Below are 23790 nucleotides of genomic sequence, written 5' to 3'. Positions count from 1 at the left end.
TCAATACCCCATATAACCCATGTCGGACGGCGGATACATTGGTGGCATATTGTTGGGTGGCATCGCTCCCGGAGGAGGGTACATAGGCGGCATCGTCCCGCCCGCCAGCTGATTGAGTATATTCATGAGCTGTTGGCTGAGCGCGTCATGTTGCTCGAATAGAGATACGAACTCCATAAAATCGCTGTTTTGAGAAAAGCGAGGGTTGGCTTTCAAGCTTTCTATATCAGCTTTAACGGCTTGATGATGTTCGTCCATCGGTTGCACATAGTTTTTCATCATCTCGTCTATGCACATGTGCGAGCAATCATGAGTCGGCATGGGAGGATAATACCAATCACTGGGTGGCATATAACCGCCCGAAGATTTGCATAGCAGCGCGGCAATGTAGCCGGCGGTTTTATTGCCGTAATCGCCCATTTCCCTGAAGTGCATCATCATATCCTGGAAAGTGGCATCGTTGGCCAATTCAGGCTTTTGCACCATGGCGTGTATTTTCTCGTGCATCTGTTTCATTAGCGGTTCGTTGCGCATAAATATATCCATCGCCTGCATCATGAGCCGGCGCTGATCGCCGCATGGCGGATAGGGCATGCCGGGGCTGGGATAGCATGGATTTTGACCGGGATATCCCGGAGAATATGGTGGATAAAACATAGATTTTAACCTCCTGAATTTACCCTTTATTTTTAAAATCAAAGGATATAATCTATTTATAAAATATGCCGTGGCCGTTTATTATGTGATAAATTGCAAAATATAAGGCCATGGCATACAATCATCTCAGGAGAACGACTATTTTAAAGCCTAAGATAGGTTCTTCAATTTGTAATATGGCAAGTCAGTGCCTGCAACGATGTAAAGCCTACGCCCGCTATAGGCTTGACATATACACTTCTCCATGGCTGTGAAGCTGAACTGCTACGCAATCAAAGATTGCTGTTCAGCAACTCTGCTCACCTGGGCATAGCGGTTGGATAGGACTTCATGTCTTGCTCTTGCTAAGAACTTTTTTTACCTCCGTCATTATATCGGCGAGTGTTTTACCTTGATTCTTTATGTCATCGATATAAAAATCGGCCTTTATCCTGCCATACCTTAAGATTATGGCCCTGTCGATTATATTCTCTATCTCATCTATGAAATGCGTGGATATAAGTATGGTTTCATCCTCCCTGAAATCCGATACCAACAGCTTTAAGAAATCCCGCCTTGTGAACATATCGCTGCCGAGAAACGGCTCGTCCATGAGGATGTATTTCGCCCCTTTGGAAAACCCCGCCGACACCTCAAGCTTTGCTTTCTGCCCGGCCGAGAAGGTTTTGATCTTCTTCAAATAATCGAGATCGAAGAACTTAATGAGATTCCAGTAGCGATCCATATCGAAGGACGGGAAAAATTCGGCCAAAAAATTCCCATATTCATAAGGCGTCATGTTGGGAAAGTAGCTCCCTTCGCAGGTTATGAAAGCCATCCTGTCATATTGCTCGAAAACGGGCCTGCCGTCGATCAGTATCTCCCCGTACTGTATATCGCATAACCCCATTATGGCCTTGAGCATGGTGGTTTTGCCCGAGCCGTTCTCGCCCAGGATCCCTACTATCTCACCGGTATTTATGATTGCGCTTTCACTATAAAGGCCGAGGGCACTAAGCCCGTAGTTTTTGGCAACGTTCTTTAATTCTATCATGCCTATCACCTTAATTCCACGTCCGCGAAATGCCTGTAACGCGGTACGTCATAGATAAAGTCGCCCGATATATTCCTTTGTCGCTCAAGGGCCACATCATCGTCCATGTCGGTGACGAGTTCCCCTTTGTAGACCAAGGTCCCGGCTTTATAGGCATAAAGGAGCAGCCTCTTGGGGAACAGCACATCATACGTCACGAAACTTTGTCCTCTGCGTTCCCTTAAAAGCACAACAACATACAATTTGCCGTTTTTTGCGGTTATATCCCAAAACCGTTCCGGCTCGCCTTCGGTATAACGCTCTTCGATATTGCTTTCAAGGGTGATCCCTTCCGAAACATCAAAGCTCAATATGGCAAACACATCCGCATCCTGTGTCGATGCGCTGCTCCTGAAACACAGATTAAGGGATCTATTGTCAGAGAAGGCGTGATATGGAGGGTAATACGCTTTTGCGCGGTCCTCAGACCCTTCTCTGTACTCAACCAATCTGAAATCATCCAACGCGACCTCGCCGAGCATGGCGCCGCTTTTCGGGTCGTATGTGCGTACTACCAGCATGCCGTCTATAGCTAATATCAAAGCAAGCTTGTCTCCGGCGGCTTCAAGGCCCAGCACCTCGATGGTCGGCCCGCCGTCTTTATTGCCGTCAAGGCTGAAGGTGGTTACCGTCCGGACAGCATCCTTGGGTGAAGTGAGATTATTTGCTTCCATAAGCAGCCGATCGCTCATACTGTAAAATTTGACAATCTCGTATATCCCGTTCGTTCCTGTGTACTCGCGCGTGGTCGGAACCGTGAAATAAATCTTGCCCCCCGTACTTGCCATAGCATATCCGGTATCGTTGGTCAGCGAATATTGGTTTCCGCCCGGGCCTATTACATCCGTTGTAAAATCCAGGCTGTAATTCATCCAATTCTCTTGATCCATACTCCTGAGATCGAAATAGGAGATCATAACTTTCATCTTCCAGCCTGGTTCTAACTCGTATGTATATTGTATCCCGTCGAACATCTTAGCATTATAGTTAACATTATAGTATGGCGGAATAATATCTTTATAATGCTGATTGTATTCGGTGCGGGTTTTAGTTTCTCCGTCCTTCACATCGAATATGAGCCTGTGATAGCGGTCCTGCAGCACGCCGTTCACCGTTATGCCGTTGAGTTCAGCCTGGTCGCCGTATATATCCTCGATATAAACCGTAGCCCGACCCGCTGAAGCATATATATGCGAATAAACCGAAAGAACCACTGTCACCGATACAAAAGCCGCGATTATGGCCATATGCCTTTTCAATAATACTGCCATGATACAATCCCCCTTCATGCAACGGCGCCGCTTTTTACCAGCCTGATACCATGCCATATGAAAAAGCCGCTTAATAGAAACAATACCGCGCTATATGGATACATATTGATGTATTCGCTGTAGTATAATGCCTGCATCCGATAATTAAACGTATATATTATCAATCCTGCAGCAAAGACTATAAATATATAACCCCAGTATCTCCTCGAGCGTTCGCACAGGGCACCGTAATATACGGCGCAAACCACGGCTGTCAATGCCGCCAATGATGAAACGATGCTTTCATGACCTGCCGGGAGAAACAGCCGCATAAAGTCCGAGCGTATAAAGCTTAGAAACAAACCGTTATGCATCTCTCTGGGGATGGTCATTCCTGCCGAATCATATATAATATCCGGAGCAAAAAACCGATATGCTATCATGTAGCCGACAAGCTGGGCTCCTATAAAGCCTATGGATACTATGAAGAAAGCGATAAGCTTGCTGAAATATATGTATTCCCTTTTGATCGGCAGCGATAATAAGGTATATATCCCTTTGCTTCCCCAATAATCGGAATAGATGTTCTTTATGAAAATACCACATAGTATGGCAAAGAATACGGCAAAGATGATTATTGAGCCTGAATCGGCATATAAATCCTCAAACCTTCCATATATATTGCCGCTTTTTTTGGCCGCGATGTTGAGAAACACCAGAGGCGTCGCTATAACGCCGAAGTAGAGCAAGGCGGCCGAAGCAAAAAGTCTGGAGAATTCATAATTCAACAGTCTATAAAAATGCTTCACCTATTAACACCCCCATGTATTATATATATGATACGCTCTTGAAGAATGTCATTCATCTCCCCATAATTCGCTTATCAGATCGACAACCCTTTTGAAGGACAGGTTTATCCCCTTGGCCGATTTTATAAACCCTTTTATCATGTCCCGTGTAAGCTGATCATCGATCCTCGAGAATATAAGTTCGTCTATGTGGAGTATGCTGCGCTGATTGCCGCTGGTTGTGACGAACCCTTCGTCCTCCATCAGCTTATACGCCTTTTGAACGGTGTTCGGGTTTATACTCAACTGTGCGGCAACCTCCCGCCGCGACGGAAGCTGTTCTCCATCTGCGACCTTCTTGAGCAATATTTGGCGTTTGACATACATAGCGATCTGCATATAAACCGGCTCCCTGTTGTTGAGCTCGATATCGTCAAACCGCAGCACAAATCTCTCACCTCCGAATCCATCTTATAAATGTATTATATGGCTAATACATAAGCGAGTCAATATGTTTTTTATGAATAGCAGAATCCAAAGAATTCAGTGCATAATCTCGGGCTCAGGCAGTCAAGGCGCGCCGCTATTCATATTACGAATTGAAGGAAATTCTATGCTATCCTTGCGCTTTTATTGCAAATATTATAGAATATATCTGTTGTAAAACCGCGAAGGAAGGTGTATTATTTGATCATTGCTTTAGGCAGCGACCACGCTGGATTTCCTCTCAAAGAGGAGATAAAGGACCATTTGCAACAAAAAGGCATAGAATATAAGGATTATGGCTGTTACAGCCCCGAATCGGTGGATTATCCGGATATAGCCGAGACGGTGGCACTTGCTGTGGCGCAAGGGCAGTGCGATAAAGGCATATTGGTGTGCGGCACCGGCATAGGCGTATCCATAGCAGCCAACAAGGTGCCAGGCATACGCGCGGCGTTGTGCGGCGACGTATTTTCAGCCAAGGCGTCGGTGGAGCACAACGATGCTAATATACTTACCATGGGCCAGCGGGTGACCGGTCCCGGATTGGCCATCGAGATAGTCGACGCATGGCTGGCGGCTGCGTTTCTCGGCGGCCGGCACAAACGGCGCGTGGACAAGATTGCGGCATTGGATAAAAAATATGGCCGATGCCTTAGCGAGGAGAAACTAGATGGGCAATAATGTTATAGTGCTGGACCATCCTCTTATACAACATAAATTGACCCTGTTGCGCGATAAAAGCACCGGTTCAAAAGAATTCCGCGAATTGCTGGATGAAATAGCCATGCTTATGGCCTATGAGGTCACGCGCGATTTACCGCTTAAGGAGGTCGAGATAGAAACACCGGTAGGCAAGGCCCGCAGCCGTGTCATATCGGGTAAAAAGCTGGCGGTCATAGCCATATTAAGGGCAGGCCTCGGTATGACCGACGGCATACTGCGTCTGGTACCCGCCGCTAAAGTGGGGCATATAGGTCTTTACCGCGATCCGGATACACTGAGGCCGGTGGATTATTATTGCAAGCTGCCCGGAGATATACAGGAGCGCGATGTTATACTGGTCGATCCTATGCTGGCTACAGGCGGATCGGCTGATGAAGCGATTAAGCTGCTCGAGCAGAAAGGTTCCAGGAGCATCAAATTGGTGTGCCTTATAGCCTCGCGCGAAGGCATAGAATACATAAATCAGCAGCATCCGGATGTACCTGTATATACGGCGGCTATAGACGAAAAACTAAACGAGCACGGTTATATTGTACCGGGATTAGGTGATGCGGGGGATAGATTATTCGGCACTAAATAAAGGCTGTAGGGGATGAGCATTGTGGGGTAGCATTGACGATATTTGTCGTCACCTATGCGCTGATTATCAGCGAGAAGATACATCGTTCGGTTATCGGCATGATAGGGGCGCTGACATTAATAGTTTTCGGCATACTGAGTTTTGAGCAGGCTATAGATTATATAAACTGGGAAACGATAGGCCTGCTCATGGGTATGTTTACTTTGGTGGCATTGCTGTCGGAAGCGGGATTTTTCTCTTTTATGGCGTTGTGGACGGCCAGATTGTTCCATTATAAAGCCAGATGGATATTTATAGCCTTTCCGGTGCTGGCAGCATTGCTGGCGGCATTTATGGACAGCGTTACGGTTACATTGTTTCTGACGCTTTTGACATTGAGGTTATGCAGGTTATTTAAAACCGATCCGGTTCCTTTTGTTATAGCCGAGGTTATGGCTGCCAATATAGGCGGTGCTGCCACACTGGTGGGAGATCCGCCAAATGTTATAATAGGTACCATAATGGGCTATGGTTTCAGCGATTTTGTCGCTAATACCGGCCCTATATCGGTAATAGCGATAGTAGTATTGATGTTTTACCTTTATTTTACGCACAGGTCTTTATTCGCCAGTGACGGCGAGGATGCCGTTAATGAGGATATGAAAAGCATGAATCCGGCATCGGCAATAAAGAGCACCTTTCTTTTACGGTTGGGCCTTATAGCTTTCGCAGCGGCGGTAGCGGGCTTGATATTCAAAGAACCGATAAAGGCATGGTTTGGCGTGGAGTATAACTCGGCGGTGGCTGCGCTTTTACCGGCGTCCATAGCTTTGGCGTTTCTAGGCGAACACGCGCACAGGGTGATAGACCATTTGGATTATGATATACTGCTTTTTTTCATGGCCTTATTCGTCATCGTAGGCGGTCTTGAGGCCACGGGTGCCATAGAGATGATAGCCCGGTGGCTGGTATCCTTGGCGGGCGACAGCGCTGTGGGCATGATATTTTTACTACTTTTTGGCACCGGCATAACCAGTGCGGTGGTAGACAATGTACCGCTGGCTTTGGCAATGGCCTATATTATCAAGAGCATATCGCAGGCGGGGGTCCTGCCGCTGCCGCTTATGGTATGGACGCTGGCGCTGGGTGTGGACATAGGCGGCAACATGAGCCCTATAGGGGCATCGGCCAATGTGGTGGCATACAGCCTCTTAAAGAGTAGAGATACGCCGGTGAGCTGGAAATACTGGCTAAAGGAAGCCGTGATACCGACGCTGCTGGTGCTGGGCGTGTGTTACGGCATGCTGTTGTTCAAGCTTTATATAGGATGGTACTGAGGAGGAATAAAGATGCGGCCATCGTGGGATGAATATTTTATGAATATGGTGGAAATAGTAAAGACCCGTTCGACATGTTTGCGGCGGCAGGTAGGCGCTATCATAGTTAAAGATAAGCGCATGCTTGCCAGCGGTTATAACGGTGCGCCGACGGGTGTAAGGCACTGCGATGAGGTTGGCTGCCTGCGGGAGCAGATGCATATACCGTCGGGCCAGCGCCAGGAGTTATGCCGTGCCATACATGCCGAGCAAAATGCCATAGCTCAGGCGGCTATGATGGGCATAAGCGTAAAGGATGCCACTATCTACATTACAACGCAGCCGTGTGCCATATGTGCTAAAATGATAATAAACGCCGGCATAACCCGCATAGTATACGAAGGCGATTATCCAGATGAGCTGGCCATGGATCTGTTGCGCGAGGCCGGTATAGATGTGGTCCGTTTCGAAGGCGGCAATCTCGTTAAAGTGAGGTTGGAGCCGATGTCCGATTCGGAAGATGAAGAGTATGAGCATGATGATTAGAAGAAAGGGTGATGCTTTGCGTAAGGAGAAACTTAAAATTATGTCGGTTTTCGGCACGAGGCCGGAGGCTGTCAAGATGGCCCCCCTTATAAAGGAGATGGACCGTTATCCTGATTATATAGAAAATATAGTGTGTATAACAGCTCAACATAGGGAGATGTTGGATCAGGTTTTAAGGCTGTTCGATATAAAACCTGATTTCGATCTGAATATAATGCAGGACAGACAAACGTTGGCCGATATAACCGTAAGAGCGCTTCAAGGGTTATATGATCTTTACGGACAGATAAATCCTGATCTTGTATTGGTGCATGGAGACACCACTACCACATTTGCCGCATCGCTTGCCGCATTTTACAGGCATATAGCCGTAGGCCATGTGGAAGCTGGACTGAGGACACATGATAAATATTTCCCATTTCCGGAGGAGATAAATCGAAAGCTGACTGCTGCCTTAGCTGATCTGCACTTTGCGCCGACCGCTAATGCCAAAAAAAATCTGATAAAAGAGAATATATCTGCCGATAATATATTTGTAACTGGAAATACCGTTACAGATGCTTTGCTTACCACCGTTAAGGACGAATATGAATTTCAAACGCCGCAGCTCCAAAGGTTAGATTTCAAAAATCAACGCATTTTGGTAGTGACGGCGCACAGGCGTGAAAATATCGGCGCGCCATTGGAGAACATATGCCTTGCATTGAAAAAAATCGTTGAAAAGTATGCCGATGTTCATATAGTATATCCTGTACATTTAAACCCGTCTGTCCGCGATACGGTATTTTCTATGCTCGGCGATGTAAAACGCATAATGCTGTTGGATCCGCTGGATACCGAGGAACTGCATAATTTGATGGCCCGCTGTTATCTCGTATTGACAGATTCGGGCGGGCTTCAGGAAGAAGCACCATCACTCGGCAAACCGGTATTGGTACTGCGCGATGTTACCGAAAGACCGGAGGCGGTAGAGGCCGGTACGGTAAAGATAGTGGGCACCGATGCTGACGCTGTAATAAAGGAAACATCACGCCTGCTCGACGACGCCGATGAATATAAGCGCATGGCGAACGCCATAAATCCATATGGAGACGGACATGCATCCGAGCGCATAGTTCAAGCCATACTATATAAGTTCAATATATGCAATGACCGTTCTTCAGATTTTTTACAATAGCAATTATAATTCGGCTTTGCCATTGTGCAAAAAGCCGAATTAATATAAATAAAAATATATAATACAATTGGAGGAATTATACAAATGTTAGTAAATACTAGAGAAATGCTTGACAAAGCACGCGAGAAGAGATATGCTATAGGTGCATTCAATATGAGCAATATGGAGATTCTCCAAGCTATCGTTCAAGCAGCCGAGATCGAAAATGCACCGGTTATAGTGCAGGCCAGCCAGGCCGCATTGAAATACGCAGGAGTAGATTATATAGAAGCGATGGGCAGATTAGCCGCACAAAAAGCTTCAGTGCCTGTGGCCCTGCATTTGGATCATGGCACGGATTTTAATCTGATTATGTTATGTATACGTCACGGATTCACTTCAGTGATGATAGACGGTTCAAAATATCAATTTGAAGAAAATATAGCTATAACCAAAAAGGTAGTAGAGATAGCCCATGCCGTAGATGTTTCGGTAGAAGCCGAATTGGGTAAGATAGGCGGTACCGAGGACCATATAACCGTTTCGGAGAAAGAGGCGTTGTACACGGAACCGGAGGAAGCAGTGCAATTCGCTAAAGAAACCGGGGTAGATAGTCTTGCAATATCCATAGGCACCGCTCATGGCCCTTATAAAGGTGAGCCTAAGCTGGACTTCGACAGATTGGCTACGATCAGAAGTATGTTGGATATTCCGATAGTGCTTCACGGCGCTTCAGGGGTTCCCGACGACAGCATACGAAAGGCTGTGGAAAGAGGGGTATGCAAAATAAATATCGATACCGAGATACGCCAATCCTTTACCAAAGCCGTAAGAGAAATTCTTGCCGATAATTCTGCAGAATATGACCCGCGTAAAATATTGGGCGCAGCCAAAGAAACTATGGTAGAAACAGTAAGAAACAAAATGCGTCTATTCGGTTGTTCAGGCCAAGCATAAGTATAAGTATAAAAAATAATAATATCAGGAGGTATTTTTCGATGAAACTTTTTATAGATACAGCAAATGTGGATGAGATAAAAGAGGCTAATGATTGGGGCGTTATATGCGGTGTTACCACAAATCCGTCGCTTGTAGCCAAAGAGGGCCGTGATTTCATGCAAGTATTGAAAGAAATATGTGGTATAGTCGATGGCCCTATAAGCGCGGAGGTTATAAGCACACAACATGAAGGCATGGTGGAAGAGGCTAAGAAATTAGCCGCTGTGCATCCGAACGTCATAATAAAAATACCAATGCTGCCGGAAGGATTAAAGGCCGTCAAGATATTGAGCCAACAGGGCATAAAGACCAATGTTACGCTTATATTTTCAGCAGCCCAGGCACTTTTGGCGGCCAGAGCGGGCGCGACATATGTGAGCCCGTTTGTGGGGAGATTGGATGATGTGGCCAATGAGGGTATGCAGGTCGTAAAGGATATAGCCGATATATTTTTGCTCCATGATATACCCACACAGATAATAGCGGCCAGCATAAGGCATCCCATGCATGTTATAGAGGCTGCTAAAGCCGGTTCGCATATAGCGACCGTACCGTATAAAGTATTGCAGCAGATGTTTTCCCATCCTTTAACCGATATCGGCATAGAGCGGTTTTTAAAGGACTGGGAAGGCGTCAAATCCAAGTTTTAGGAAGGAGAATGCATTTTTGGATTTTGATAATTTAGAAGAAAAGGGTATATTTGAATTACGCGATATAGGTCGTCAGGTAGGCGTAAAAGGAGTAACTCGTTATAGGAAACAGCAGTTACTGGATATGATAAAGCAGAAACTCGATGAAATGCGCCAGGAGTATAAAAATGCGCAGCCGGAACAAGCTTCGATAGAAGAGATATCAGAGCCGATTGTAGAGCAAGCAGAGCCGGAAGAAGATATCGACGAGGCCGATATTACCATAGAACCGGTGCTTGAAGATGAAGTGGATATTGAACCTGAGATTGAAGATGAGGATGAGGTTGAACAGCCGCGATATGAGCAACCGAACCGTGAGCAACCTAGACGCGAACAAGCGCCATACGACCAACCCAGGTATGCTCAGCCGCGATATGAACAACCGAACCGTGAGCAACCTAGACGTGAGCAACCGCCGTACGACCAACCCAGGTATGACCAACCTAGACGCGAGCAATCCGGATATGATAATAGGCCTAATGGTCGAATCGACCGCAATTCGCCACAAAACGGCGAACGCTTTAACCGATGGGGAGGCACGCAAACAAATCATTATCAGCGTCAGCCTTACGGTTATCAGCAAAGGTCTGCAGGAGTGCCGGAATCGTTAAAGGAATTGGAATACGGCGATGCCGAGGGGGTACTTGAGGTGTTGCCGGATGGTTACGGCTTTTTACGTTCTGAAAATTATCTGCCTGGCAATAAAGACGTGTATATATCGCAGTCTCAAATAAGGCGTTTCGGTTTGAGGACAGGTGATCTCGTCAAAGGCAAGACCAGGCAGGCTAAAGAAGGCGAAAAATTTCAGGCGCTTCTTTATGTTACCAGCGTAAACGGTGAGGACCCGGAAACAGCTCTGAGGAGGAAACCATTCGATGAACTGACGCCTATCTTCCCCAATGAAAGGATAACGCTGGAGGATCATGATAACCCGCAAGAGCTCTCTACGAGGCTCATAGATCTTATAGCGCCTATAGGCAAAGGCCAGCGTGGGCTTATAGTATCGCCGCCCAAAGCCGGTAAAACTATATTGCTTAAAAAGATAGCCAACAGCATAACAAAAAACTTTCCGGATATTCACGTAATAGTATTGCTCATAGACGAGCGTCCTGAAGAAGTTACCGATATGAAGCGTTCTATAAAAGGAGAGGTCATATATTCCACATTCGATGAAATGCCTGAGCACCACGCTAAGGTATCGGAAATAGTGCTGGAGAGGGCCAAGAGGCTGGTGGAACATAAAAAGGACGTCGTTATATTGCTGGATAGCATCACGCGTCTGTCCAGAGCGTATAATCTTACGATAGCGCCTACCGGCAGAAGCCTGTCCGGAGGATTGGATCCCGGTGCCTTATACAAACCTAAGAAATTCTTCGGTTCAGCCAGGAATATAGAAGAAGGCGGTAGCCTTACCATAATAGCCACGGCGCTCATTGAGACCGGCAGCCGCATGGATGATGTTATATTCGAGGAATTCAAGGGCACGGGCAATATGGAGATCTATCTCGACCGCAAGTTATCGGAGAAACGTATATTCCCTGCTATAGACATAAATCGCTCCGGCACTCGTCGTGAGGAATTGCTGCTTTCACAGAAGGAAATGGAATGTATATGGGCTATACGCAAAGCTTTGAGCTCTATGGGTACTTCCGAAGTGACCGAATATCTTATAAGCCGACTTATAAAAACCTCTTCCAATGAAGAATTTATCGACATGATAAAGGACGGTTTGAGCAATCTTAGCACTGAAGAAAGGGCTATCTTAGCCAGATAAGACGATGGCATTGCTAAAGCTTAAACCTTTGATGGAAGAGGTAGCTAATTGTACCAAATGCCCATTGGCGCAAAGCCGTACGCATACGGTGTTCGGTGAAGGCGACTTAAATGCCCGCCTGATGTTTGTAGGGGAAGGGCCGGGCAAGGATGAAGACCTGCAAGGCCGGCCATTTGTCGGAAGGGCCGGCCAATTGCTGGATAATATGCTGGAAGCTATAGGGATAAAACGTTCGGAGGTATATATAGCTAATGTAGTCAAATGCCGCCCGCCTCAAAACCGCGTTCCCACACCGAGCGAAGCCAAGGCATGCCTGCCGTATCTGCGCAATCAGGTGGCTATAATAAAACCGAAGATAATAGTATGCCTGGGCGCTACGGCAGCCAAAAACCTGATAGACCCCGATTTTAAGATAACTCAGCAAAGGGGACAATGGATAGAGCGCAAAGGCTATTATTTTATTGCGACCTTTCACCCGGCAGCGATATTGCGGGATCCGAGCAAAAAAAAGCCGGCGTGGGAGGATTTTATTCTGATAAAAGAAAAATACCTTGCAGAAGGATTGGATGCATGAGAAAAGAAAAAGATTTTTTAACCGCGCTTAAAAATAAAACCTTGTTGTGCGACGGCGCTATGGGGACCATGCTGCGTGAGCGCGGGGCTGATAGTGAAGCATGCCTTGAGTATGTGAACATATCGCAGCCTGATATGGTGCTGACCTTGCACAAGGATTATATAAGTGCTGGTGCGGACATAATAGAGACCAATACGTTTGGGGCCAATAGATTTAAACTAGCTGCTTATGGTTTAGGAGATAAAGTAGCCGACATAAACCGGCAAGCGGTGAAATTGGCCAAGCAGGCGGCAGGCGATAACATTTGGATTTTAGGTTCGGTCGGGCCTATAGGCATACCGATGGTGCCGGTGAACGAAACGAACTGCGGTGATATTTATGAAGCCTATAGAGAGCAGATAGAGGCATTGTGCGGCGAGGGCGTTGATGCTATCATAGCCGAGACCATGGGCAGCACGCTCGAGGCTGAAATGGCTATAAAAGCCGCCAAGGACGTTGCCGATATTCCTGTGATATGTCAATTTTCTTTATTGCCCGATGGCTTTGATTCTTCCGGAGAAAGCCTGCAGAGTGTGGCGGAGTTTCTAAAGCATTGCGACGCTGATGTAGTCGGCCTAAACTGTGGCAGCGGCCCGCGCGACATGGTGGAATTCATGAAATTCATTGCGGAATACATCGATGGCACTAAATTCTTATCCATACAGCCAAACGCGGGTTTTGCCTGTTATGCGCAAGGCCGGCTTCAATACAAAGCCAAGGCCGATTACTTTGCATCGTATGTAAAGGACTATATTAAACTCAAAGTAAATATAATAGGTGGTTGCTGTGGCACTACACCGCAGCATATAGCGGCGATGCGCAGAGTATTGGACGAAAACGCGAGGCTTGAAGCAGCGAATACGACCGCCGAGCAGGACGGTATGATTACGGTGGAAACAAACCGACAGGAATCGACGCAGCCTGGCATTGCAAAGGCTGGCAATATTTTGGAAAAGATAGAACAAAAATTTGTCGTGACGGTGGAAATGGATCCGCCTAAAGGTACTCATATAGAAAAAGAATTGGCAGCTGCACGCGCCTTGAAGTCATGCGGTGTGGATGCTGTAAATATAGCCGACAGCCCTATGGCGAGGGTAAGGGTAAGCCCTATAGCGCTGGCGACACGTATAAAACAGGAGGTGGGATTGGATGCTATATTGCATTTCACCTGTAGGGACAGGAATCTTATAGGTATCCAATCCGAGCTTATAGGCGCGGCTGTTCTTGGCATAAACAATGTGCTGGCGTTAACAGGGGACCCGCCTTCTATCGGGGATCACCCCAAGGCCACGGGTGTTTTCGATATAACATCGGAGGGGCTGGTATATATATTGGATTCCTTGAATCGAGGCCGCGACTATATGGGCAATATCCTGGAGGGCAGCACAAATTTTGCTATAGGTGTAGCCTTTAATCCCAATGCTGATGATCTCGGTGCAGAGCTTGAGAAATTGAACAAAAAAATCGAAAATGGTGCTAACTTCATACAGACGCAACCCGTATATGATATACAAACCGTTGAAAAAATGGTAAAGAACATAGCCGGTTATAATATACCGGTCCTTATGGGTGTATTGCCGCTCAGGAGTTACAAACATGCGGAGTTTTTACATAATGAGGTGCCGGGCATAACCATACCACCTGACATACGCCAGCGCATGAAAGATGCCGGCGATAAGGCTCTGGACGAAGGTGTGGCTATAGCAGCCGAGCTGATAAAGCAATGCCGCGGCATGGTTAGCGGTGTCTATATGATGCCGCCGTTTGGACGGTATGATATGGTAGAAAGGATAATGGCCGAGATAGCTTGAACAGTCAAGTTCTGTGCACCTTCGGAGGCGGCGATTAGCCGCCGCCCTCTCATACACCGTACGTACCGCTTGGTATACGGCGGTTCGGTAGATAAATATGCGTTTTAGTTATGTTTTTCATAGTATATATTGACACTCAATATAATAATAAATAGCGTAAGTATAACAGCGCACAAAGTAGCTGCTACAATCATGAAAATCGGCTGGCGGAATATTCCATACAAAGTACTACTAATAAGGCCACCTCCCCATAGAATATAATTCAAAATTTGAAGCGCCATTTTACCACTTTTCATTGTGATGTACTGATCTCGTTCATCTATACTATCTGAAACGCTTTCCGTCAACCCTTTTTTTGAAAAAGCAAAATAAAAGCTCATCGCAGACCATGCAAGCGCCCAAAATCCACTAACAAGAAAACGGAGCTCAATTCCATCGAGAAGATTTGCAGCAAAGCAGATGGCAGCAATGACTGCGGCAATAATACCTACAATAAAGGCTCTGGTGTTTTTAATTCTTTTCATATCGCTCATCCTCCAATTTTTTATTTTCTTCAAGGCAACATAAATCCTCTACTGTTGTATTGAACACCTCGGCTAATCGATACGCCAACATAAGTGATGGACTATATTGCTCTTTTTCAATGGAAATTATTGTTCTTGCCGATACATGAACTAAATCAGCTAACTGCTGTTGTGTCATCTTGGCACGGGTACGCAATTCTTTTACTTTTGTTTTCATTATCTACCTCCTTAATAACATGAAGCAAACTTCTTATGAAGCTAGCTTCATGTTATCACAGTTTATTTTGTTTGTCAAGAAAAAAATGAAGTTTATTTCACACTGGTTAATATTAGTGTTTTTTTATTTACCCTTTACTATCTCTTTACCGAGGGGATTGTCAATTTTTCTCCCATTGGTCGCCGGCGCAGTAGTTTCCGTGGTATTGATAAATATAACATTCCATCCATGGGAAAAGTCGTCGTAGATACTCAAAACCGCCTGACCTTGCTAAAGAGGTGTTGGCCGCTGCCAAAGCGAGGGGAGTGAACTTTCGGCGCATATATTTCAAGCCGGCTGTGGGTTGGCTTGCTGTGGGAAATACTGTTGCCAAAAATGTATTTGCGTGGTAAAATGATATCGGCATTAATGTTGATCGAAAGGGATGAGGTCAATATGGTTTTGCAAGTACGCGAACTTAAAAAGTATTTTGGCAAGACTAAAGCGGTGGACGGCATATCCTTTGCTCTGGAGGAAGGGCAGGTTATAGGCCTGTTGGGACCTAATGGGGCCGGCAAAACTACTACCCTCAAATGCATAGCCGGTTTACTGCGCAAGGACGATGGCAGCGTAACCATAGGAGGGCTGGATCACCGCGATGATAAGGCTCGTTTCAGGCTGGCGTATATCCCGGAGGCGCCGGATATATACGATATGCTGACTGTATGGGAACATATGAAGTTTATAGCCCTGGCCTATAACCTCGCTGATTGGGAGCAGGAAGCCAAAGCGCTGCTGGAGCGGTTTGATCTCATCGATAAACGAACGGAACTGGGGGCGCATCTATCTAAAGGCATGAAACAAAAAACTTCCATATGCTGTGCCTTGCTGCATCATCCTGACGTTCTACTGTTCGACGAACCATTGGTGGGCATCGATCCCAGGGCAATGCGCCAGCTCAAGAACGCCTTTTTTGATCTTAAAGCCGATGGCAAAACACTGCTCATAAGTACGCATATGCTCGATACGGCGCAAAGCTTATGCGATAGGGTATTGGTGATGAAAAACGGCAGATTGATAGCTGAAGGCACCGTAGAAGAACTCAGGGAGCAAATGAAAGCGTCCGCGGACAGCACGCTGGAGGATCTGTTTTTGGAGGTTACGGCCGATGAGCAGCAATAAGGTGTGGAAAGAGCTGCGGGTTTTATTCTTTTTGGATTTCGCCAAATTTAAAAATTATCTAGTCGATGCTGCTAGGCATCCGGGAAAGCTCGTAGGACTTTTACTGCAATACGGCCTACAGTTTGTCTGGCTTTTGCCCATTTTTTTTGCCCGATCGAATAAACCCGCCGTGCCGTGGGCTTTGAGCTTGGATGCCTTAGGCGCGGCTGTAATGGCTTTGCTCGTATTGATTTTTTTTAGTGGTATGAATAAGGCTTCGGTTAAATACGCCCCTGGCCAATACTCGATGGGCGATGTTAATTTCCTATTTCCGTCGCCTATCAGCCAGCGCACGGTATATGCATGGTCCATGCTGAGAGAGATGGGCTCATCGCTTTATCTGGCACTGCTTGCCATAATATACCTGCCTTTCATATCGTTGATGGCAGGGTTGCCCATGAATGCCTCAAAGCTGGCTTATACGGTTATAACTATAATAATCATATCGGTATTGGGGTCGGCGTTGAATTTTTTCATATATTCAGTGTCTCATCGCTTTGGTATAGGCAAGATCATTAAAATCGCCATACGCTTGATGACCATAGGTTTATTGGCATATACAGCGTGGGGGGCATTGACAGCCGACAGCATATTGGAAGGATTGCTTGTAACCGTCAACGGCTCGGTATTTTCGAATATACCGGTTATAGGCTGGGCAAAAGCCCTGATTATGTCGCCTTTTACAGCCGGATTGTCGCCACTGCCGCTGCTCTTAGGATTACTTGCGACTGCAATAATTATCGTAGTCCTAGCTGTTCATTTCGCGGTGGACTATTATGAGGAGGCGATCGGCGTTGCCGAATGGGTTAAGTCTGTTTCCAGCGGAAACATTGAAACAACGGCTAGCAGCGAGGAACCGAAGAAAAAAGGCAGGCATGTGGATGTGGGTTGGAGCGCTAAGGGCCCTTGGGCGTTTATATGGAAACAGGCAGTGGCCAATAAGCGAGCCTCGAGGTTTATGATACTAGGTTGGGATCAGTTGCTCCTGCTGATTGTCGGCATAATATTTGGTTTTATAGCATCAGCGGATTTTAACAATGTAGCCGGTTTCATTATAGTTTATGCGGTCATGTATGTGGCGCTTATAGAGGCCATGCCAGTCGGTTTGCAATATGAGCTGCGAAAGCAATACATTTATACGCTGCCGGGAAGGCCGATGTATAAAATCCTGGCGATCAATACGATTTCGTCTGCAAAGGCGGTGATCAGGAACGCCGCGCTCGTCCTGCCCATTTGGATCCTGGCAAAGCTGAACATCTATCAAGCTTTAGCGATATGGCTGTTTTCAAGTTCAGTGGATATAATGACCCTCTTTAGCGGTGTCCTGATAAACATAGCCCTGCCGTTCTATGATGCAAAAAATGTGTTGTACGCCTATATACGCATGGCGGTGCAGGCGTTGTCTATGCTACCTGCCATACTGCCGGCTATCATAGTAGGTGTCGCCATGGACAGCATGGTTGCGGCATTTTACGCTTTTGCCGCCGGTACGCCGGTAGCACTGGTCCTGCTGCTGTATATCGCAGAAAAACTGTTTACGCGTATAGAAATGAAATAGCCGTATTAGATAAATCATTCGCCGGTGCCATATAGTTTTATGCTACCCCTGAACGAAGCTATTTGGAATATTCTGTTTTGTGGTATCAATTTCCTATATTTGAACTATTTGCTTAAAAGAACGTTGATAGTATCTTGTGATTGAATGGCGAAAACAGTTTATTTAGCCCCTTAACGGACAAAGAAAATTTTTGAAAAAGAAGGAATTATAAAATAAATGGCTTTCTAAAACGGACTTGGAACCCAATAGATTCCCAACATATAGGGTAGTCCGTACAGCTTTTAACATAGATTTTAAACGCCTTCGGAGTTTCCGAGAGTAGTCTAAATTGTATTTGGAGATGATTCCATTTCTTGGTAAGCGGATCAAAATTCGTTAAAAAAATTTTTTAAAAAATGCAACTTTTATGCCATAAGATACTCTCATATATAGAGAGAAGAAAACGGAGGATGATATCATGACCTAGAAGAATCACTAATATAAGAGATTTGAGCGGTGACAAGAAGGTGAATGTTGGAGGCAAGGCATAAACAGTCGAGCCTTTAACATAGCCTTTAAGCGCCTTCGGAGTTTTCTAAAGTACCCATAGAAGAACATTGGAGGTGATTCCGTTGGGTGATTATTAAAGAAAGAATGCAAGGGAATAGGGGAATGTAAGCTAAAGCTTGCTGCCATGCAGTGAACGATATGGATAATGCTGACAAGTTGTGTACACCTTAGGAGACGGGTTCGCAGAGTGTAATGTCACTGGAAATTTTGTTGATTTCCATTAACAAGCACTTATTATTTGGGAGGTGAGTTTGTTGTATTTAATATTTTTTATTCTATTTTTGCTAGTTATGCTTATAGTTTCCATTTATTATTTGGTAAAAAACTTCAAGTCCATAAATTCCGTTAAGCTTAGCCTTTTTGGTATTCAATGGATAATTATAAGTATTCCTTTAACTCTGGTTTATATCGACATGTCAGAAGAACTTCAAGGATCTGAACTACTTTTATTTATAGCATTTATTTTCTTGATTTTCGGTTCGTTGCTATCGTTGCTGGGTTTCTTAAAAGGAAGCTAATCTTGAGGTCAATGCTTAACTAATGCAATCGAGTAGGAGGCGGCGACTAGTCGCCTCCCGCTCATACCACCGTACGTACCGTTTGGTATACGGCGGTTCGTTAGATAAATATGCATTTTAATTATATCTTCCTATTGAAATTATAAAAATACAATGATACAATCCGAATCAGAAAGAAGCAACAATGTTAATGAGCTGATTTAAGATGTAACAAATATTGTTATTCCGAGGCTTGTAATTTCTCCAGGTAATAATGGGATAACTTGAGTAGTCCACAGGGAGGGATAAAGATGATCAAAAAGAAAAAAATATTATTATTTGCTATAGTGCTAATTGCTGCTATTATTAGCGCGCTATCCGGTTCTAGCATAGCGTCAGTAACAGGATCAACGACTTCTGCAGGCTCACTAATATCAAAGGATACTGCTGAATATAAGAATATATATCTTTATAATTTTGATGTAAAAGGCATAAATGATTTAGAGAAAGTTAAAGATGAATTAAATAAAAACATACCTGTTGCTATTTATGGTGAAAACATTGATATGGTGGAATTATATCCATTTTTTAAAGAAATGAAACTTCCATTCTCAATAGAGCGTGAAAAAGATGAGCGGCTTATCAAAGAATATAACAATATGACTGATGTGGAGGATTTAAATAAAATTGATAAAGTGGAGCCATTAGATACGACTTCTGAAGGGGATGTTAATTTAAAGCAGGATGAATACACAAGCATTACACCTTTAATTATTTTATTGCCTAAAGGGGACTATACATTTGTTAATATCGAAGATATAATATCTTTAAGGCAGAATAAAGACAAATTAAAACAAGAGGTAAAGACTTATTTGAAGAATATAGACATACCTTCTTTAATAAATGATTATGAAGATGATATATATAAAACCGTATTATCCCGTACTGCTGTTGTAGCTGAAAATACCGATACGCGGCTTTTAGCCTCAATAAGGCAAACTTATACTTTTTATGGTGACTTCTATTTTGCAGGTACCACATTTTATGATAAACAGGCCGGCAAACACACTACAGATTATTTAATTTATAATGTAAGAGATGTTGAGCCAAGTTATGATCATCTGATAATAGAGGCAAACACACGAGTTTATCCCTTCCCAGCTTTAAATGAGGGGCCTCCGTATGCGACAAGAGCGTTTGAAGCAAAATTGGATAATTATTATTCGAGCGATATCCTTATCGATTGGGCTCCCGATACAGGAGAATTGGATTTGGATAATGGAAGTCAATACACTTTTTCTATAGGGTCTCTATTGAGTGTGCCATTTTCATATACGTGGGAAGGATACAGTGATACGCACATAAAGGGAATCGGAAACAAGAGCAATCAATTATATTATAATTATTTTGATAGGAATAGGAACGGAGGATTAGCAATTAATCCATTTACAGTAAAATATTCAGCTATGTATAAGAGTGAAGGAACTTTGCTTAAATTAAACTACCAGAATTTATTTGGCGTCGCCCTTGATGGTACTCCTGCAGGTCATACATGGTACGGAAATGTATGGTACGTATTGACGTATGATTATTAAAAATAGGGGTGCGCCGGTTCAGCGCTAGATATATAGCTCGGTGAGATACTGAGCTCGGCAAAGTCCAACCAACAGCCGGTATCATCTGGAGTTGGTAAGCGAAAAGTACACTAGTACATGTGTGCCAGAAAAGCTGTATGCGGGAAAACTGCATGTACGGGCCTATGAGGGAAGCAGGAAATCCCCTCACAACAACAAATTATTTTGGAAAGGAGCGTCGAGACTGTCTACTCGACGAGGAGCTTTATGAGTAAGCTAATGCGGAATGTTTTAATCGTTATTGCAGCCGTACTCCTAATTTTTATAGTCGTGAGTTTAATAGGTATAGCAGGAAATTCTCATGGTGAGAATACTGAAAGTAGGAGTATTAGCATAACGGAGCCAAACGAATAAGTCAACTTTTTAGAAACGGAGATATTTGTATATGAATAATCCATCGAAAAATAAGAACAGCAATAATGAAATTAAACAAGGTTATATATCAAAATATAGTGAAATTGGAATTGGGATTGGTTCAATTATTGGTGTAATTATTGTAATACTCCGAAACGATAGTTTCTGGATTTCTTTATGCATTGGGTTGGGAGGAACGCTAGGATTTTTAATGGACATATATAATATTAGGAAAAGTAAGAATACAATTTAATTGTTTTCACACGATAAGAAGCCTTTGCGATTATTCACTTACAAAAAATGCTTTGCTCTTTTGCCAGAATTATGATAAACTAGTTTTAGATTGGGTGAAAGTTGAAGGGAGATATGCCGTCATATGATTGAATTGAAAAGCGTTTCAAAGGCTTATAACAGAGGGACTGTAAAAGCGGTAAACAACCTTAGCCTTACTGTGCAGCCGGGAGAGATATTCGGCTTTTTGGGTCCCAATGGAGCCGGCAAGACCACTACGATAAAATTGATGGTAGGTCTGTTGGAGCCAGACAGCGGGTCCATAAGTATAGACGGTTTCGACATGCGTACCGATGCCATAGAGGCTAAGCGCCGCATGGCTTATGTGCCCGACAATCCCGATGTGTATGAAAAGCTGCGGGGCATAGAGTACCTTAACTTTATTGCGGATGTATACGATGTGCCGGTATCGCAACGCAAGGAGCGCATAGCCGGATTATTGGACACCTTCGAGCTGACTGATGCAGTAAATGATTTGATCCAAAGCTATTCCCATGGTATGAGGCAAAAGATAGTATTGATAGGGGCGTTGCTCCACGATCCATCGGTATGGATATTGGACGAACCTATGGTAGGCCTTGATCCCCGGTCGTCGTTCCAACTGAAGGAACTTATGCGTCAGCATTGCGATAGAGGGCATACGGTGTTTTTCTCCACGCATGTGATGGAGGTGGCCGAGAGGCTATGCGATCGCATAGGCATCATAAACAAGGGCCGCCTTATAGCATGCGGTACGTTGGAAGAGCTGCGCCACGGTCAAAGGGATGAATCGCTGGAACAGCTTTTCCTGCAATTGACCGAGGAGGCAAATGTATGAACAGGGCATTCTTTTCCCTTGTAAAGACGCTGCTTAATGTGCAATATGGCATATCGGAATTCCGGGAGCGCTATATAAAGGATAAAAGACGATTATGGCAGCCTATAGTCTTGGGGTTGATTTTGCTGGTCGGTTTTGGCACGTTGTTTGTCATGTACGTCTTTATGCTGATAGGCGTTGCGGCGGGAGGGGCCGCCTTGGGCCAACCCGAATTGGTGCTGACCATGACCATCCTATTAGCGCAGGTAATTGAGCTTATAACCGGCGTTTTCACCATCATGACCGCGTTTTATTTCGCTCAGGATCTATCCATACTTATTCCCATGCCGTTAAAACCATCGCAGATAGTAGCGGCAAAATTCATAGGTGTTATGTTGAGCGAATATCTTTTGACCATACCCCTTATGGCACCTGCCATAATCATATATGCCAATTATGCTGCGGTGAGTGCCATGTACTGGATAATCGCCGTCATAATAACCCTTTTGGCGCCCATTCTGCCTTTGACCATAGCATCGCTTATAGTGATGGTCCTCATGCGCTTGGTCAGCGCTACCAAAAGCAAGGAGTTCTTCACCGTGCTTGGGGCGGTCTTGGGTGTAGCGGTTAGCATAGGCATTCAGTTTTTTAGCAGACATATGACCATATTAGGCCGGGATGGCTTGGATAATTTTGCGATCGGCAACATGGATTTCGTGCGCATGATCGGCAGCGCCTTTCCTCCGGCCTTGTGGGCGACGCGGGCCATGATGATGGATACTGCCGCCGCATTATATTTCGCCTTGTTCGTAGGGGTGTCGGCTGTGCTTTTCGCCGGGATGCTGCTCTTGGCCCAGGCGGTATTCTATCGGTCGGTGTTGGCGGGCACCGAGGTATCGGGTCGCCGTCGTGCTTTAAACCAGCAGCAGCTTGCCGGTGTATTGAGCAAAAAGCGCAGCCATACTAGGGCTTTGTTCAACAAGGAATGGAAATTATTCTGGCGAACGCCGATGTTTGTAACTAACACCATCATGCCCCTCATCGTCATGCCCGTAGTTTTGATTTTTTCCATGATGACAATGACCAGCAGTCCTGGCCAAGGATCGCAGGAATTAGCGGTGTCCTTCGCCTCGCAGCAAGGCTCAATGATATTTAATCTGATTATAGTGGCTATATTTATAGCCGCCAGCGGTAACGCCGTAGGATATACAGCTTTCAGCCGTGAAGGGCATACATTTTGGATATCAGCTGCGGCGCCGGTTGATGTTAAAGAATGCATAAATGCGAAGCTCTTAAGCGCATGGGCTATCATGGCCCCTTTTGTTGTGGCTGTCATAGCCATCTTATCCGTTTTTATGCACTGCAGCCTGGTGGATTTCATTATAATAACGCTGATGGCAATACCAGGTATAACGTTGGCTATATTCCTGGCCATGCTGATGGATGCGTTAAATCCCAAGTTTGACTGGGATACGCCCCAGATGTTATTTAAAAATAATGCGGCATCGGGTTTTACACTTTTGGCTATCCTTTTATTGCTGGCGGTGCTGGTTTTAATAGCCATATTGCTCATAGCAAGCCCATTGGGCGATGGGATGGTGTATGCTATTTTAATAGCCGTCATGACAGGTTTGACCATACCGGGTTATTTTATATTGCTCGATGCCGCCAGAAGACTTTATCGGGGTACGAGGTTGTCGTGAACGCCGTAAGATTTCTGTAGCGTCGGAA

Annotated in this window: 23 protein-coding genes; 16 read left to right on the top strand and 7 right to left on the bottom strand. The window is 45.0% G+C overall.

Translation table 11 applies throughout. From position 1 onward, the window contains the following. The 5 genes from JG770_RS01905 to JG770_RS01885 form a co-directional block, all read right to left on the bottom strand. Positions 1-657, bottom strand: coding sequence for a hypothetical protein (locus JG770_RS01905; protein WP_291954449.1), 657 nt, complete (start codon positions 655-657; stop codon positions 1-3). Positions 658-985: 328 nt separating this feature from the next. Further along, positions 986-1690 (bottom strand): ABC transporter ATP-binding protein, encoded by a 705-nt coding sequence (locus JG770_RS01900; RefSeq protein WP_291954446.1) that lies wholly within the window; start codon positions 1688-1690, stop codon positions 986-988. Positions 1691-1695: 5 nt separating this feature from the next. Further along, the gene (locus JG770_RS01895; protein WP_291954443.1) at positions 1696-3000 is read right to left on the bottom strand and encodes a hypothetical protein; all 1305 of its coding nucleotides are present in this window, start codon (positions 2998-3000) and stop codon (positions 1696-1698) included. 14 nt (positions 3001-3014) lie between these two features. After that, positions 3015-3788, bottom strand: coding sequence for an ABC transporter permease (locus JG770_RS01890; protein ID WP_291954440.1), 774 nt, complete (start codon positions 3786-3788; stop codon positions 3015-3017). Between the two features lie 48 nt (positions 3789-3836). After that, positions 3837-4214: a GntR family transcriptional regulator gene (locus JG770_RS01885; protein ID WP_291954438.1), complete on the bottom strand. Its 378-nt coding sequence runs from the start codon at positions 4212-4214 to the stop codon at positions 3837-3839. A gap of 240 nt (positions 4215-4454) precedes the next feature. Here JG770_RS01885 and rpiB point away from each other — a divergent pair, with 240 nt between their 5' ends. The 10 genes from rpiB (at position 4455) to JG770_RS01835 (ending at position 14439) form a co-directional block, all read left to right on the top strand. After that, positions 4455-4934: a ribose 5-phosphate isomerase B gene (gene rpiB, locus JG770_RS01880; RefSeq protein ID WP_363320873.1), complete on the top strand. Its 480-nt coding sequence runs from the start codon at positions 4455-4457 to the stop codon at positions 4932-4934. Further along, a complete protein-coding gene (upp, locus tag JG770_RS01875; protein WP_291954435.1) occupies positions 4924-5556 on the top strand; it encodes a uracil phosphoribosyltransferase in 633 nt (210 codons plus the stop codon). Before rpiB ends, upp begins: the two co-directional genes overlap by 11 nt. 32 nt (positions 5557-5588) lie before the next feature. Further along, positions 5589-6872, top strand: coding sequence for an SLC13 family permease (locus tag JG770_RS01870; RefSeq protein ID WP_291954432.1), 1284 nt, complete (start codon positions 5589-5591; stop codon positions 6870-6872). A gap of 12 nt (positions 6873-6884) precedes the next feature. Beyond that, entirely contained in the window at positions 6885-7397 is a 513-nt protein-coding gene (locus tag JG770_RS01865; RefSeq protein ID WP_291954429.1) for a cytidine/deoxycytidylate deaminase family protein, read from the top strand. Further along, positions 7381-8574 carry a UDP-N-acetylglucosamine 2-epimerase (non-hydrolyzing) gene (gene wecB / locus JG770_RS01860; RefSeq protein ID WP_291954427.1) on the top strand — a complete coding sequence of 398 codons (1194 nt, stop codon included), beginning with the start codon at positions 7381-7383 and terminating at the stop codon, positions 8572-8574. Before JG770_RS01865 ends, wecB begins: the two co-directional genes overlap by 17 nt. An 84-nt stretch (positions 8575-8658) precedes the next feature. Then, a complete protein-coding gene (locus JG770_RS01855; protein ID WP_291954424.1) occupies positions 8659-9510 on the top strand; it encodes a class II fructose-1,6-bisphosphate aldolase in 852 nt (283 codons plus the stop codon). A gap of 41 nt (positions 9511-9551) precedes the next feature. After that, positions 9552-10202 carry a fructose-6-phosphate aldolase gene (gene fsa / locus JG770_RS01850; RefSeq protein ID WP_291954422.1) on the top strand — a complete coding sequence of 217 codons (651 nt, stop codon included), beginning with the start codon at positions 9552-9554 and terminating at the stop codon, positions 10200-10202. A 16-nt stretch (positions 10203-10218) separates the two neighbouring features. Next, a complete protein-coding gene (gene rho / locus JG770_RS01845; RefSeq protein WP_291954419.1) occupies positions 10219-12015 on the top strand; it encodes a transcription termination factor Rho in 1797 nt (598 codons plus the stop codon). Positions 12016-12019: 4 nt separating this feature from the next. Next, the gene (locus tag JG770_RS01840; protein ID WP_291954416.1) at positions 12020-12589 is read left to right on the top strand and encodes a uracil-DNA glycosylase; all 570 of its coding nucleotides are present in this window, start codon (positions 12020-12022) and stop codon (positions 12587-12589) included. After that, the gene (locus tag JG770_RS01835; RefSeq protein ID WP_291954413.1) at positions 12586-14439 is read left to right on the top strand and encodes a bifunctional homocysteine S-methyltransferase/methylenetetrahydrofolate reductase; all 1854 of its coding nucleotides are present in this window, start codon (positions 12586-12588) and stop codon (positions 14437-14439) included. The genes JG770_RS01840 and JG770_RS01835 overlap by 4 nt, the downstream gene beginning before the upstream one ends. Positions 14440-14543: 104 nt before the next feature. Here the strand turns inward: JG770_RS01835 and JG770_RS01830 are convergent, their stop codons facing one another. Further along, on the bottom strand, positions 14544-14963 hold the full coding sequence (locus JG770_RS01830) for a hypothetical protein (protein ID WP_291954411.1): 420 nt from the start codon (positions 14961-14963) through the stop codon (positions 14544-14546). Beyond that, complete coding sequence (locus JG770_RS01825) at positions 14950-15180, bottom strand: helix-turn-helix transcriptional regulator (RefSeq protein WP_291954408.1); 231 nt, start codon at positions 15178-15180, stop codon at positions 14950-14952. The genes JG770_RS01830 and JG770_RS01825 overlap by 14 nt, the downstream gene beginning before the upstream one ends. Before the next feature lie 435 nt (positions 15181-15615). On the opposite strand from JG770_RS01825, the gene JG770_RS01820 reads away from it, so the two are divergent. The 6 genes from JG770_RS01820 to JG770_RS01795 all read left to right on the top strand — a co-directional run bounded on the left by JG770_RS01820 (position 15616) and on the right by JG770_RS01795 (position 23762). Then, positions 15616-16341, top strand: coding sequence for an ABC transporter ATP-binding protein (locus JG770_RS01820; protein ID WP_291954405.1), 726 nt, complete (start codon positions 15616-15618; stop codon positions 16339-16341). Continuing rightward, positions 16328-17938 carry a putative ABC exporter domain-containing protein gene (locus tag JG770_RS01815; RefSeq protein WP_291954402.1) on the top strand — a complete coding sequence of 537 codons (1611 nt, stop codon included), beginning with the start codon at positions 16328-16330 and terminating at the stop codon, positions 17936-17938. The genes JG770_RS01820 and JG770_RS01815 overlap by 14 nt, the downstream gene beginning before the upstream one ends. A 1357-nt stretch (positions 17939-19295) precedes the next feature. Continuing rightward, a complete protein-coding gene (locus tag JG770_RS01810) occupies positions 19296-20579 on the top strand; it encodes a hypothetical protein (RefSeq protein ID WP_291954400.1) in 1284 nt (427 codons plus the stop codon). Between the two features lie 424 nt (positions 20580-21003). Next, positions 21004-21225 carry a hypothetical protein gene (locus tag JG770_RS01805; RefSeq protein WP_291954397.1) on the top strand — a complete coding sequence of 74 codons (222 nt, stop codon included), beginning with the start codon at positions 21004-21006 and terminating at the stop codon, positions 21223-21225. A gap of 123 nt (positions 21226-21348) precedes the next feature. Further along, on the top strand, positions 21349-22080 hold the full coding sequence (locus JG770_RS01800) for an ABC transporter ATP-binding protein (RefSeq protein ID WP_291954394.1): 732 nt from the start codon (positions 21349-21351) through the stop codon (positions 22078-22080). Next, the gene (locus tag JG770_RS01795) at positions 22077-23762 is read left to right on the top strand and encodes a hypothetical protein (RefSeq protein ID WP_291954392.1); all 1686 of its coding nucleotides are present in this window, start codon (positions 22077-22079) and stop codon (positions 23760-23762) included. Before JG770_RS01800 ends, JG770_RS01795 begins: the two co-directional genes overlap by 4 nt. The last annotated feature ends 28 nt before the right edge of the window (positions 23763-23790 follow it).

Source organism: Mahella sp. (assembly GCF_020054945.1).
Classification (GTDB): Bacteria; Bacillota; Clostridia; order Mahellales; family Mahellaceae; genus Mahella.
This window is presented reverse-complemented; position numbering and strand designations above follow the sequence as displayed.

Excerpts from the sequence above, each read along its gene's own strand:
- JG770_RS01835 (WP_291954413.1), top strand. The coding sequence starts at position 12,586 with ATGAGAAAAGAAAAAGATTTTTTAACCGCGCTTAAAAATAAAACCTTG.
- JG770_RS01905 (WP_291954449.1), bottom strand. The coding sequence starts at position 657 with ATGTTTTATCCACCATATTCTCCGGGATATCCCGGTCAAAATCCATGC.
- JG770_RS01830 (WP_291954411.1), bottom strand. The coding sequence starts at position 14,963 with ATGAAAAGAATTAAAAACACCAGAGCCTTTATTGTAGGTATTATTGCC.
- JG770_RS01855 (WP_291954424.1), top strand. The coding sequence starts at position 8,659 with ATGTTAGTAAATACTAGAGAAATGCTTGACAAAGCACGCGAGAAGAGA.
- JG770_RS01810 (WP_291954400.1), top strand. The coding sequence starts at position 19,296 with ATGATCAAAAAGAAAAAAATATTATTATTTGCTATAGTGCTAATTGCT.
- JG770_RS01825 (WP_291954408.1), bottom strand. The coding sequence starts at position 15,180 with ATGAAAACAAAAGTAAAAGAATTGCGTACCCGTGCCAAGATGACACAA.
- JG770_RS01895 (WP_291954443.1), bottom strand. The coding sequence starts at position 3,000 with ATGGCAGTATTATTGAAAAGGCATATGGCCATAATCGCGGCTTTTGTA.
- JG770_RS01795 (WP_291954392.1), top strand. The coding sequence starts at position 22,077 with ATGAACAGGGCATTCTTTTCCCTTGTAAAGACGCTGCTTAATGTGCAA.
- JG770_RS01820 (WP_291954405.1), top strand. The coding sequence starts at position 15,616 with ATGGTTTTGCAAGTACGCGAACTTAAAAAGTATTTTGGCAAGACTAAA.
- JG770_RS01840 (WP_291954416.1), top strand. The coding sequence starts at position 12,020 with ATGGCATTGCTAAAGCTTAAACCTTTGATGGAAGAGGTAGCTAATTGT.
- JG770_RS01800 (WP_291954394.1), top strand. The coding sequence starts at position 21,349 with ATGATTGAATTGAAAAGCGTTTCAAAGGCTTATAACAGAGGGACTGTA.
- JG770_RS01900 (WP_291954446.1), bottom strand. The coding sequence starts at position 1,690 with ATGATAGAATTAAAGAACGTTGCCAAAAACTACGGGCTTAGTGCCCTC.
- upp (WP_291954435.1), top strand. The coding sequence starts at position 4,924 with ATGGGCAATAATGTTATAGTGCTGGACCATCCTCTTATACAACATAAA.
- JG770_RS01815 (WP_291954402.1), top strand. The coding sequence starts at position 16,328 with ATGAGCAGCAATAAGGTGTGGAAAGAGCTGCGGGTTTTATTCTTTTTG.
- JG770_RS01865 (WP_291954429.1), top strand. The coding sequence starts at position 6,885 with ATGCGGCCATCGTGGGATGAATATTTTATGAATATGGTGGAAATAGTA.
- wecB (WP_291954427.1), top strand. The coding sequence starts at position 7,381 with ATGAGCATGATGATTAGAAGAAAGGGTGATGCTTTGCGTAAGGAGAAA.
- fsa (WP_291954422.1), top strand. The coding sequence starts at position 9,552 with ATGAAACTTTTTATAGATACAGCAAATGTGGATGAGATAAAAGAGGCT.
- JG770_RS01805 (WP_291954397.1), top strand. The coding sequence starts at position 21,004 with ATGAATAATCCATCGAAAAATAAGAACAGCAATAATGAAATTAAACAA.